The organism is Pseudocolwellia sp. G5-9 (assembly GCF_055808995.1).
Genome location: NZ_CM147893.1, coordinates 2038955 through 2051469 on the forward strand (window position 1 = coordinate 2038955; position 12515 = coordinate 2051469).

At 35.3% G+C, this 12515-nt stretch carries 11 protein-coding genes; 1 reads left to right on the forward strand and 10 read right to left on the reverse strand.

Annotated features, from left to right (window positions below):
* The first annotated feature begins 48 nt into the window (after positions 1–48).
* Positions 49–621, forward strand: a complete 573-nt coding sequence (locus AC0L5Q_RS08695) for a GspH/FimT family pseudopilin (RefSeq protein ID WP_473617421.1) — start codon at positions 49–51, stop codon at positions 619–621.
* Between the two features lie 255 nt (positions 622–876).
* Here AC0L5Q_RS08695 and AC0L5Q_RS08700 read toward each other — a convergent pair whose 3' ends face one another.
* The 10 genes from AC0L5Q_RS08700 to ileS form a co-directional block, all read right to left on the reverse strand.
* Positions 877–1203, reverse strand: coding sequence for a hypothetical protein (locus AC0L5Q_RS08700; protein WP_473617424.1), 327 nt, complete (start codon positions 1201–1203; stop codon positions 877–879).
* A 1-nt stretch (position 1204) separates the two neighbouring features.
* Positions 1205–1615, reverse strand: a complete 411-nt coding sequence (locus AC0L5Q_RS08705) for a type IV pilin protein (RefSeq protein WP_473617427.1) — start codon at positions 1613–1615, stop codon at positions 1205–1207.
* Positions 1616–1620: 5 nt separating this feature from the next.
* Positions 1621–5211, reverse strand: a complete 3591-nt coding sequence (locus tag AC0L5Q_RS08710; RefSeq protein WP_473617431.1) for a pilus assembly protein — start codon at positions 5209–5211, stop codon at positions 1621–1623.
* Between the two features lies 1 nt (position 5212).
* Positions 5213–5677: a PilX N-terminal domain-containing pilus assembly protein gene (locus tag AC0L5Q_RS08715; RefSeq protein WP_473617435.1), complete on the reverse strand. Its 465-nt coding sequence runs from the start codon at positions 5675–5677 to the stop codon at positions 5213–5215.
* Positions 5668–6657 carry a PilW family protein gene (locus AC0L5Q_RS08720; RefSeq protein ID WP_473617437.1) on the reverse strand — a complete coding sequence of 330 codons (990 nt, stop codon included), beginning with the start codon at positions 6655–6657 and terminating at the stop codon, positions 5668–5670. Before AC0L5Q_RS08720 ends, AC0L5Q_RS08715 begins: the two co-directional genes overlap by 10 nt.
* Positions 6658–6665: 8 nt before the next feature.
* Complete coding sequence (gene pilV, locus AC0L5Q_RS08725) at positions 6666–7208, reverse strand: type IV pilus modification protein PilV (protein ID WP_473617440.1); 543 nt, start codon at positions 7206–7208, stop codon at positions 6666–6668.
* 377 nt (positions 7209–7585) lie between these two features.
* On the reverse strand, positions 7586–8515 hold the full coding sequence (gene ispH, locus AC0L5Q_RS08730; protein WP_473617443.1) for a 4-hydroxy-3-methylbut-2-enyl diphosphate reductase: 930 nt from the start codon (positions 8513–8515) through the stop codon (positions 7586–7588).
* Positions 8516–8538: 23 nt separating this feature from the next.
* Positions 8539–8970: an FKBP-type peptidyl-prolyl cis-trans isomerase gene (gene fkpB / locus AC0L5Q_RS08735; RefSeq protein WP_076420188.1), complete on the reverse strand. Its 432-nt coding sequence runs from the start codon at positions 8968–8970 to the stop codon at positions 8539–8541.
* A 31-nt stretch (positions 8971–9001) separates the two neighbouring features.
* On the reverse strand, positions 9002–9508 hold the full coding sequence (gene lspA / locus AC0L5Q_RS08740) for a signal peptidase II (RefSeq protein WP_473617448.1): 507 nt from the start codon (positions 9506–9508) through the stop codon (positions 9002–9004).
* Positions 9509–9656: 148 nt separating this feature from the next.
* Entirely contained in the window at positions 9657–12494 is a 2838-nt protein-coding gene (gene ileS / locus AC0L5Q_RS08745; RefSeq protein WP_473617452.1) for an isoleucine--tRNA ligase, read from the reverse strand.
* Between the last annotated feature and the right edge of the window lie 21 nt (positions 12495–12515).

Here is a 12515-nt window from a genome sequence, read left to right on the forward strand (position 1 = left end):
TCAGTAAAATGTTATAAATAGGTCTTTGCTGTTGATAAATGAGATCTTATGCGTACTAAAATAATAAACATTAAACAAAAAGCTTTTACACTGGTTGAGCTTTTAGTTGGTATAGCTGTTATTAGTATAGTAGCAATGATTGCCTTACCAAGTTTAAATACATTTGTTGTTAATATGCGGGTAGACAACCAAATTACAGAATTACATCGCCTGTTGCTTATAGCAAGAAACGCTTCTGTGAATTCAGGTCAAAACGTTGTTATTTGCCCTCTAGTTGCTAATACATGCACAAATGATTGGACTAAGGAAATTAGCGTTTTTATAAATACTAGTAACGATAGCAGCTTAGACTTACCTTCAGACGAAATAATAAGAGTAAAGTCAGCATTGAATAATAATGATAAATTTCAATACTCCGGTGGTGCATTCTTAACTTACAATGCATTGGGCAATCTAACAACAAGTACTGCTGGAGATACATTTAGTTATTGCCCTAATGGCGTTACTGATGCATCTCGAGGAATTATAATCTCAGCTTCCGGTAGAGCCTATATTAGCCAAGATAATAACAATGATGGAGTTGACGAGGATCGCGATAATAATACAATCACCTGTATATAATTTGTGGCTTAAAACCTAATTTGATATTTATTACTTTTTTGGAGGATTATCAACTTAATATTATTGTTTTTGCGTTTATTAAAAACAAACTATAACGAATTCTTATTCGATGCTCGCCCTGGGATTATTAAATAGTTTAAGTTAAGAGCTAGCTTTTCAAAAGTCTAACTCTTAACTTTAATTTTCCCCCAACGTTTAGGTGAAATTTAACACAATTACATTAAAATATATAATGAACCTCTTACATTGATATTTTTATCCTTGGGTTTTAGATTCTTCATCTAATTTATTTGCGATTTCATCGTTGAACTTCTTGTCTATTTCAACACATTGATTAACTCTGTATATTTTATTTTTAGAAGGTATATTAAGAAGATCAGCCTCAAATGTACCTCGTAATTTTATTGGTAAGTCATAATGATAATGAATATCCCTTACTCCTCCCATATATAAAATGTCACATTTTAGGGAAACCTTTTTAAGGTTTTTAAAATGATTTTTATTATCTGATGTATTACTCAAAGCTATATTTGAGATAATTACAAAAAAGAATAATACTATTAGCTTATTAAATGATTTCATATTATTTTTCCCAACATGTAGCTGTTTTAGCTGTTTTTTGACCTGTTTCAGATATATTTAATGTCGTACAATCGTTGTCCCTTGTAGCTTGCGCCCCTCTTGCCGTAGCTGTTAACGTATAAGTAGTATTTGTTTGTGCTGAAGTATCAATACTGTAATTACCTGATTCAGTAATAAAAGGATCTGCAGGTAAACCTAAAAGCTTCATATCTGCAGTATACCTTCGGGTATCAACAAAATATTGTTCCATCTTATTTGCTATACGCAATAATTCTCTTTGGGCCTCACTACGATTAGATTGACTAACATACTCAACATAAGATGGATAAGCGACAGCTCCTAATATCCCAACAATAGCTACGGCAATCAATAGCTCGATCAAAGTCATTCCTATTTGATTTTTAATTATCATTATAGCTACTCTGTTATATATTGATAAGTACGATATATTGATGGCCCAACGCCAGTATTAATAACTCCTGGATTAGTTCCCTCACCTTCTCCGCTACCAGTCAGAAGTCTTATCGTAGGACTGTCTGAACCGGGTGGAGATCCTGGAGGTACGCTAGTTACATCAACATGAGGAATATAAGGCGTAGGAGTATCGGGCATAGTTGTGGTTGTGACTATTTTTTTCCAACTGAAAAACTTTGTACCTTTGTATAAATCTACAGCATATAATGCACCTTCACCATTTACCAAAGAACACGAATTAGTTCCAGCTGGAGTAAAAGAAGTAAAATAAGCAACGCCTTTAAGAACTATAGCTCCTGCAGTACTTTTTTCTCCTGCAGATTCGTAGTTATAGCGCCAACCAGATTTTTGACTTACAATTAGATCAAGTGCTTTAATATCAGCGGTTGTAGTTAGAGAACCATATGGGTCAGAAGTAAAATCAGCTAAGTCATTATATGTTATTACAGTAGGAATATCTTTAGCAGGTGCAACGGCCCCAGCCACAAAAGATTGAGTAATAATATTTTCATCTTGGATCATAAAAAACTCATCATTTGTATCTGTTGATGAAGGGGTTGATCTATCCCCACTTCCCAATAATACAGCCTCATATGGCGTTTCCTTACTGGTAATAATAGTTGTTGTACCTATTGTGCTTTCATAAGTATCAGTAAAAAATGTTCTTACAATAGAGGGAGCATCAAAAAAGCGTCTATCATCTACATTTGTCGTTCCACCTAACTCAGCTAATTTAAAAGCGGTCCAAGGAGTAGTGCTACTAAAAGGATTATCACCAGGCATATCGATTCTAAATACATTTCCCCCAGTATCACCAGTGTACAACCTATCGACTAAACCATCACCATCACTATCTAATATACCAATACGTGAAGGGATACTATCAGTAAAACCAGTAAACTGTGTATTCTTACCTGTAGTAGCTGCTGGTGTTACACTCCATAATAAAGCACCTGACTCAGCATCTATCATATATATACCTCGGCCTACGCTATCAGGAGTACCAGGTCCAGTAATATCTTTTGCAATAGAGTAACCAGCGCCAAATATTAATACAGGTTTTGCTTTTCCACCTGAGATATTTAATGCTGAATAAGTGACTTGAGGTTGAGACCATGTTTGACCTAATTCTTTAAAGTCACCAGTATTTGCTTTAATTTCCCACATAAGCTTAGGAGTATCAGGATCTGTTATATCTAAAGCATAATATGAAGATCCACCTCTTCGTAATCCAAAAAAGATCCATGCTTTATCTCCAGTCGAACTGATTGAACCGTCTAAATCAGCATCAATTAAATGTGTAGTTATGCGCCCATCAATTCCATATACTTTACTGGAAGCAGGTAAATTATCGCGTAATGTTTTTATTTCTGGAAAAAATTTCTGAGGCATAAATGCCCATGATTCATCAACAGTAGCTCCACTGTCTTTAAACATATGTAATACACCAGAATTAGTTCCAACAAGAATACGAATATCAGGATTAGACTTACTACCGCCATAATTAACCGTAACAGGTTTTGAATGTAACGGATCACCAAACAAATCAGGTCGGTAATCATCTTTATCACCGTCTTTATCTGCATCATCAACATCAAGACCTAAAGCCCAATTTAAATATTCTTTCGCTTCAATAGTATCTGTAACTCCCATTAAAGACTGTACATTAACCGCACTTCCTGCCGCAGTTTCAAGGTTGTCATATGTTAACGATGTCAGTATATTTGATGTGCCAATATCACTATATACCTTTCTTGAATTTTTAGTTTTAGCACTAAACATACCAACAACGCCTCCAGCATTTACATTGTTACCATCTGGTGTTGCTGAACTTTGCCAGTAAGTTTTAGCGGTATCGATGATACTACCTGAAGCATCTACTGCTGAATTACCTTCCCTATCAACCTGTTTATCATCTTTAATTTTTAATTTTTTAAGATTGCCTTTCCATCTAGCACCATTATTAGGAATAAACATCCCATAATAAGCCGAATCAAGGGACTCAGTTCTATCAAAACTATTAGTAGCAACTGATGGAGCTGTAAAAGTAGTATTTACAGCTAAAATTGAACTCAAGGCCTTTTGTAAAGCTGAACCTAATTTAGTAGGGTCTGTCGCATCATAATATTCGCCCCCTCCTTTAGTTGCTGCTGCTTCTAATAATTTAGTTGCAGCACTTGCTCCTTCACTAAAGCCTACGGTATACAAAGTTGCTATTTGAGTTCCGGGGAGGCTAGCATTAATATCATTGCTATGAACATATTCAGCAAGTGCTGGTAAATAGTTATTATCAACATCTACCGCTGTTGAAGAAGGTGTAGCTCCCGCGTGTAATGCTTTAACCAAGCCATCTGATGCTTTATCATTTGTGGGTTCACCATCTGTAATTAAAATCACAAAAACTTCATTACTACAACCTTTATATGGTGCGATATAGTTTCCACCACTTTCAATGCTCTTGTCTCGATCTGGCAAGGTCTTATTATGGTATTTTACACCATTAAAGCCATTTTCATCTTGTGAACCATATTTAACAGGCAAGCCTGCAAAATAGCGATAAGCTTCATAATAAGACTCACACAAAGGTGTCCAGCCAGAAGCATGTAAATCATTTTCAATTATAGAAAGTAATGACTTTTTGGCTGTAGCCGTCATTTCTTGTATACCAAAAGCAATTCTTCCGCCATGAGAATTACTTTGATTACTATCGGAATACCTATTAAAATTATAAACTTCAAGACCAAATTGAACTGATGGGATTGAGTCAATTAAATTTGTTAAGGTTCGCTGAGCAATTGCAATTCTTGTCGTATTTGTAGTACCTATATCAGCACCATTACTATACTTTGTGCCTTGCTCCCATCTTAGGTAGTTATCAGTATAAATAGTAACAACATCCCCTCCCCATGAAGCATCTACTTTAGTAATATCCGTATCGTAATATACGGGGGAAGCAACAGTTCCTAAACCATCAATTGGGTATCCAAATGTAACACTACCGTTGACTTTATTACTATTATGTTCAACCGTTGTACTATTTTTTATGTGCTCTAAATCTAGGCTAATATCATCTTCACAATCAATTATCGAAATGGATGTTCCATCACTATCAGGAATATCTTGCCAACTGCCAGAGTTACCTTGAAATGTATATTCTTTTATACGACCAGTATAAAAGCCAACTTTATTAAGTCGAGAAACAGCGGTAGAACAATTATTAATACTTGCCAAAAATCGTCTTTTTTCAGTTGGAGAATCAACAGAAGGTAAAGATGTTGGTGTCCCTACGACATAGTACAAATATTTATCGCCTTTACCAGAATATGACCCAAGAGTTTTATATGTTTTAGCTGGGTTATAAGGTGTTTTAATTGTTTGAGATCCCGTCATACTACCTGAAGTATCAACAATTAATAATACTTGTGGTTTTGTTTGGGCACGTAAATTAGCATTCCCTACATATAATTCTATATCTTCGCTATAGGCATATAAGGAACTAAATATTAAGGCCGATAATAAAATATATTTTTTCATATTAATATCCTAGTGATAATTCTTGAGCAATGCCGGCATTAACTTGAATGACATGGTTATTGTTTCTTCCATATGTTCTACTAACCACAACATTTGACATTCGACACTGAGCGTCTGAAGATGCGGGTTTAACACGTGGGCAAGATGGCGCAAGAGAAAGTAGATTGTCTGGCGATGCTATAGCTGTAGTTATCGAAGGTTTTGTCACGGATAATATAGGTGTAGGGGTATTCAGTTCCACAAATATATTTGGTCCATTAACTCGACGTTGTTCATTAAAAATAATCCTATCCATTTCACTAATAGTTTCTTGTGTAACTATTGATTTTTCTTGACTTGCACCTGCCATTTTAACATCCGTTGTCGTATTTTGCATTAGTGCCGCAGCAACGGCAGTTAAAGCAACTAAAAAAACAAGGGATACAATTAAAACTACGCCAGATTGATTAAATTTTTTTATTGCCATTCGGTTATCCCTTGATTATATAATGTAACAGTTGAACTAAATAATAAACGCCTAAAATTATCGCCACCCGCATTAAATACAGTATCCCCCATTTGATATGTATTATTATTCTCATAATTAGGGTCTGCTCTAATAGATCTAACTAAAACATAAAATTTTACAGCTAAAATTTTTGTATTATTAGTATTATCCCAATAATCTCCAATCATATCAGCTGGTGCCATATAACCATTAACGACGTCATCCCCATCAGTATCTACACCAAACATATAATGAACACGTTCAATACCTTCAACTAATAAGTTAAAAGATATTGGTGTAGCTGTATTTTGTAATCGCCCTTGCATCAACACAGGAACAAAATTAGCGGTAGTGCCAATGCGATCATTTCGAATATAATAAATATGATGCTGATATTCCCAAATGCGTGAATTGTTACTAACAAAAGGAATTGCCGCGGCGCTTCCTGGAAATAAAGTAGCTTGAGTATAACCTGCGTTCAAATAATAACGTTCATTATCAATCGCTCCTGGTAAAATGGGACGAGCGAGTACTCTTTTTATTTGCAAAACATCTGAACCAGGTACTGCATTATTTATACAGCCACCAAGTATAGTCGCAGCTGTTACATTAGCAGCCCAAAGCGTTCTAAAATGAAAAAGATTACCTTGTGGAAAGCTGCTATTATTTTGTCCTCCTCCTATACAATCGCCAATGACAGGTGGGAGATCTACCCCTGAATATACATCAGACGAAAAACTTAATTGTAAATCTCCCCAAAAATTTTGTCGTAGTAAGTCATCAGTTAATATAGTAACAGCAAAACGTCCATTTTCTTGCAGCTCTCCTATGCTTGAAGTTTCTTGCGTGGTGGTTTTCATTCCTACAAAAACACTTAACACCCCGCCAATCAATACTAACCCTATAGCTAAAGCTACAAAAATTTCTAAAAGTGTAAATCCATTTTGTTTTTTAATCATATAAGCCTCTAAAAAATAAATGCATCTACGACAATTTGTCTACGTTTAGTACTTGTAGTACCACATCCGCTTCCAAATGTTGTATTAAATTTAGCACCGTCTGATGTTTCTTCCCGCCCTTCCCAACTAATAGCAACTGAGACAGCATTATTTACATGTTCAATACAGGCAACAACACCAGTTAAGCCACCATTACCTTTCGATAAATTTTGTACATCTTCGCCAATTAAGCTTTGTTCCCACTCGTACAAGTCGTTAGCTGTTAGTTCAGCGGCGTTGCATAAAGCTGTTGGTGTATCACAACGGACTGCTGGTGCAGTAAGAGGAGTAACACCATAAGTACCGTTATAACCATCAAGTACATTGAGTCCCACGGTTGCATCATTTCCTCGCATACGTTCAATAATATTTTGCGCTAAAGAAGAAGCCATAGAACGCTGCATAGCATCAAAACTTCCTTTTTTGGCAGAAGCTTGCATAGCTACAGCGCCTAAGATTCCTGTAGATAAAATAAATAAGGCTACAAGAACTTCAATTAAAGTCATCCCCATAAAAGAAGTTTTTTTAAACCGACACTGTTTATAGGGTCGTGAATTATAAAGCCGCAAAATTATTCTCCTTGAGAATCAAAAATTTTATATTACTAAAATACTGAAAAGTTATACGGATATTGAAAGGGGACTTTGATAGCGGCAATAGTGCGCCAAAGCTTTTAATTACATTGATTAAAAGCTTTAAAAGAAGATCATATGTGTTAAAAATCACTAATGTGAACCGCATTAACTCATACCTTAATATCCATATTTAAGCAGCATTCCATTATATGCCATGTGATGACTACTTACAATTTATACAATAAAAACCTAGACTTATATTACATACAATATACACAAGCCCATTTCATGTTTAATTTTTAAACAGCTTAAGATTAACGCAATTCGAGTGGAACTGCAAACACTGTATTTTCTTCCCTACCTGGGTACTCTACAACCTCTTTACCACCATAACTTTTTAATCTTTCAATGACCTGATTAACCAAAATTTCAGGAGCGGACGCTCCAGCAGTTACACCTACTTTATTAATGTTGTCTATCCAACTTGGAATTATGTCTTCAGCTGTATCAATTAAATAAGAGGTAGTGCCTATTTTTTCAGCAAGCTCTCTGAGTCTATTAGAATTAGAGCTATTTTTTGCACCAACTACCAAAAGTAGATCAACTTGATTAGCTATTGAGCGAACCGCGTCTTGACGATTTTGTGTTGCGTAACAAATATCATCTTTACGAGGACCTTGTATATTTTTATATTTCTTTTGTAGAGCGTCAATAACATCACTTGTATCATCTACCGATAACGTTGTTTGACTGCAAAAATAAAGTTCGTCCGGATTTTTGACGTTTAGTTTTTCAACATCACAAGCAGATTCAACTAAGTAAATACCGCCAGTTTTACTTTCATATTGACCCATTGTACCTTCCACTTCAGGGTGTCCAGCATGACCAATAAGAATACATTCAACATTTTTACGGCTTGCGCGAGAAACTTCCATATGTACTTTTGTCACTAATGGACATGTTGCATCAAAAACCTTTAAACCACGATCTTTAGCTTTATTGCGAACAGCTTTAGAAACACCATGAGCACTAAAAATAACAGTACTATCATCTGGAATTTCATCTAATTCATCAACAAAAACAGCACCACGTTCTTTTAAGCCATTAACAACAAACTTATTATGAACAACTTCATGACGTACATAGATAGGAGCATCGAATAAGTCTAATGCTCTATCGACAATACTAATTGCTCTGTCAACACCAGCACAAAAACCTCTAGGGTTCGCTAAAATAATTTCCATTGGTATTCTCTAATTGTTCGTATCTATTGAATTTCTACTACGTCAATAACAAAAGTGACTGCTTGACCAGCTAATGGGTGATTAAAATCGACAGTAACAGATGAGCCTGAAACGTCGGTGATCATACCCGGTAATTCACCACCAGGCTGTGTAAACGTAATAATATTACCTACTTTAGCTGGTGTTTCACTGTCAAACTTTGTGATATCAACATAATGGATATTATCAGGGTTTTTATCACCAAATGCGTCTATAGACTGAAGTGTAAACTCTTTAGATTCTCCAACTTTTAAACCCAGTAGATTCGCTTCAAATGCTGGAGAAATGCTTTGATCACCCATAATTATTTTAGCAGGTTTATTATTTACTTTTGTGCTATCTGCTGCAGAACCATCAGCAAGCTTCATTGTTATATGTACAATTATTTGAGAACTTTCATTAATAACTTTAGTCATGATTTGCCTTTTATACTACTAAATATTTCTGCTACTTTTTGCTCGTAGTGCTGTCTTTATCGCTATTTTTAAATGAATCAAAAATCATTAAAGCTGCACCTATAAAAATCATAGAGTCTGCAACATTAAATGCTGGCCAATGATTATTACCAATATAAAAATCTAGAAAATCGATAACATAACCAAATAGCACTCTATCAATTAAGTTTCCTAAAGCGCCACTTAATAATAAAGCAAAAGCAATACTTAATAGCTTTTTATCTTTAGGGGTTTTGGCTAACCAAATAATAAACACAATACTGGCTATAGCTGCTATCGCGGTAAAAAACCACCTTTGCCATCCACCTTGATCAGCTAAAAAACTAAAGGCCGCTCCTAAATTATGTACATAAGTAATACTAAAAAAAGAAAGTACTTGAATTGATTCATAAAGCTCCATAGAACCAACAACTTGATGCTTAGTAATTTGATCTACAACCAAACACAACAGAGTTAACCACAACCAACTTAACCCTGTATTCATTACATTTTTTATCATTGAAAACTTAAACCTTATTAAATGATTAAAGGTGTATAAATATAAAATAAGCGTAAATTAATAAATAATATACGCTTATCTCTCTTCTATATTTAACCACGTTGCGTACTGTTAAATACTATAAATTATGTAAGTAAATACAAAAGTTTTATGCAAACTTACGCTCTTCACCTAAACCATCTACGTTAGTTACACAACGACCACATAACTCAGGATGAGCTTCTATTTGACCAACATCGTCAGTAAAGTGCCAACAACGATCACATTTACTACCTGACGCTGGAGTAACCGATAACCATAATCCTTCAACATCTGTTTCTATCATTCCTTCAGGTGCTGAAGTTACAAGTTCAACGGTTGCTGCAGAAGTAATTAAAACAAAGCGTAATTCTTCTTCTAATTGTTTTAATTTATTCACAATGTTTTCGGTGGCATAAATAGTTACTGCGGCTTCAAGAGCTTTACCTACTTTTTTATCTTTACGTGCAGCTTCTAAAGCTTTGTTAACTTCTGTTTTAATTAATAAAATTTCAGCCCAATAATCATCACCTAAACGTGAATTTTCAGGTAACTTAGCTAAACCATCAAACCAAACATCAGTAAATACAAATTCATCTCTTACGGTATTAGCTGGTGTTGGTAAAGCTTGCCAGATTTCTTGAGCTGTAAAAGATAAAATAGGAGCCATCCAACGAGTCATAGCTTCTGCAATTAAATACATAGCTGTTTGACATGAACGACGAGCCAAGCTATCGCCTTTAGCTGTGTACTGTCTATCCTTAATAATATCAAGGTAGAAACCACCTAATTCAGTTGTACAGAAGTTCATTAGCTTATGTACAACAACATGAAATTCATATTCTTTATAAGCTTTTTCAATATCTTCTTGAAGTTGTGCAGCCTGCCCTACTACCCAACGATCTAAAGCAACCATGTCATCTAAAGCAACAGAGTGTTCTTTTGGCTCAAAACCATTTAGGTTCGCTAATAAGAAACGTGACGTATTACGAATTCGTCTATACGCATCAGCTTGGCGCTTAAATATTTCATCCGATACTGTAATTTCTTGCGTATAGTTTACTGAAGCTACCCACAATCTTAAAATATCAGCACCTAACTTACCGGTAATTTGCGAGGGTGTTATAACATTCCCTAACGACTTAGACATTTTGTGACCATTAACATCAACAGTGAAACCGTGCGTTAATACTTCACGATAAGGTGCTTTACCTGTCATTGCTACTGAAGACATCATAGAAGACATAAACCAACCTCTATGTTGATCTGAACCTTCTAGATATAAATCAGCTATATCATCAAACTCTTCGCGTGCATCAATAACAGTTGAATGTGTTGTACCAGAATCGAACCAAACATCTAATGTATCTGGTACTTTTACAAAATCATTCGCGTCGTCACCAATCAGTTCTTTAGCTTCTAAATCAAACCATGCTTGGATACCTGACTTTTCTACTTTTAGTGCAACTTCTTCGATTAGTTCAATACTACGAGGATGTAATGCGCCAGTATCTTTATGAATAAATAGCGCAATAGGCACACCCCATGTACGTTGGCGAGAAATGCACCAATCAGGACGTCCTTCTACCATAGATTCAATACGGCTTTGGCCCCAATCAGGGATCCATTTTGTTTTTGCTATTTCACCTAAAGACTCTTTGCGTAGTCCTTTCTTATCCATACTAATAAACCACTGAGGTGTAGCACGGAAAATTATTGGAGTTTTATGTCTCCAACAATGCGGATAAGAATGCTCCATTGCATGGTGATGTAATAAAGCGCCTTTTTCTGTTAGTACTTCAACTACAGAAGCATTGGCTTTAAATACGTGTTGTCCAGCAAATAAAGGAGTATCTTCAAGATAAACACCATTTGCTCCAACAGGGTTATAAATTTCTAAATTGTATTGTTTACTTACATTGAAATCGTCTACACCATGACCACCCGCTGTATGAACACACCCTGTACCTGAATCAGTTGTAACATGGTCACCACATACTACAGGAACAACAATGTCATAAAATGGATGTTGTAATGAAACTAAATCAAGGTCTGAACCTTTACAAAATCCTAGTGCATGATATTTACTAATACCGTATCTATCCATACACGACTGTACAAGATCAGTAGCTAAAATTAATCTTTGTTTACCTGAATCTGTTTCGCATTGTACTAATGAGTATTCAACTTCAGGGTGAACAGAAACAGCACGGTTAGCTGGTAAAGTCCAAGGAGTAGTTGTCCAGATAACAATAGATATATCACCTTCACCTACATGATTTTCAGGGTGTGAAAATTTATCGGCAACACTCGCATCTTCAACTAAAAATTTAACGTCTATCGCAGGAGATTGCTTATCTTTATATTCAACTTCAGCTTCAGCTAAGGCTGAACCACAATCTGTACACCAATGAACAGGTTTAAAACCTTGTTGTAAATGTCCATTTTCAGCTATTTTGCCTAAAGCTCGAATAATGTTAGCTTCAGTACCAAAATCCATCGTTAAATAAGGCTTGTCCCAATCAGCGAAAACACCTAAACGTTTAAAGTCTTCTTTTTGACCATTAACTTGCTTAACAGCATATTCACGACATTTTTCTCTAAATTGAGCTGCTGTGACTTTATGACCGGGTTTACCTACTTTTTTCTCAACCATTAACTCAATAGGTAAGCCATGACAGTCCCAACCTGGCACATAAGGAGAATTGAAATCAGATAGCGTTTTAGATTTAACAATAATGTCTTTTAAAATTTTATTTACTGAGTGTCCTAAATGAATATCACCATTTGCATAAGGAGGTCCGTCATGCAAAATAAATGATTTTTTACCTTTTTTAGCTGCACGAATTTTACCGTACAAGTCTTTTTCGGCCCATTCTTTTAACATATTAGGTTCACGGTTTGCCATATTCCCTTTCATTGGAAATGAAGTATCCGGCAAATTCAAGGTATGCTTATAGTCACTCATTTAAATTTATATCCACTCGTA

Bases quoted from the DNA above. Each gene is read 5' to 3' on its own strand.
- AC0L5Q_RS08695 (WP_473617421.1), top strand. From the start codon at position 49: ATGCGTACTAAAATAATAAACATTAAACAAAAAGCTTTTACACTGGTT.
- AC0L5Q_RS08700 (WP_473617424.1), bottom strand. From the start codon at position 1,203: ATGAAATCATTTAATAAGCTAATAGTATTATTCTTTTTTGTAATTATC.
- AC0L5Q_RS08705 (WP_473617427.1), bottom strand. From the start codon at position 1,615: ATGATAATTAAAAATCAAATAGGAATGACTTTGATCGAGCTATTGATT.
- AC0L5Q_RS08710 (WP_473617431.1), bottom strand. From the start codon at position 5,211: ATGAAAAAATATATTTTATTATCGGCCTTAATATTTAGTTCCTTATAT.
- AC0L5Q_RS08715 (WP_473617435.1), bottom strand. From the start codon at position 5,677: ATGGCAATAAAAAAATTTAATCAATCTGGCGTAGTTTTAATTGTATCC.
- AC0L5Q_RS08720 (WP_473617437.1), bottom strand. From the start codon at position 6,657: ATGATTAAAAAACAAAATGGATTTACACTTTTAGAAATTTTTGTAGCT.
- pilV (WP_473617440.1), bottom strand. From the start codon at position 7,208: ATGGGGATGACTTTAATTGAAGTTCTTGTAGCCTTATTTATTTTATCT.
- ispH (WP_473617443.1), bottom strand. From the start codon at position 8,515: ATGGAAATTATTTTAGCGAACCCTAGAGGTTTTTGTGCTGGTGTTGAC.
- fkpB (WP_076420188.1), bottom strand. From the start codon at position 8,970: ATGACTAAAGTTATTAATGAAAGTTCTCAAATAATTGTACATATAACA.
- lspA (WP_473617448.1), bottom strand. From the start codon at position 9,508: ATGATAAAAAATGTAATGAATACAGGGTTAAGTTGGTTGTGGTTAACT.
- ileS (WP_473617452.1), bottom strand. From the start codon at position 12,494: ATGAGTGACTATAAGCATACCTTGAATTTGCCGGATACTTCATTTCCA.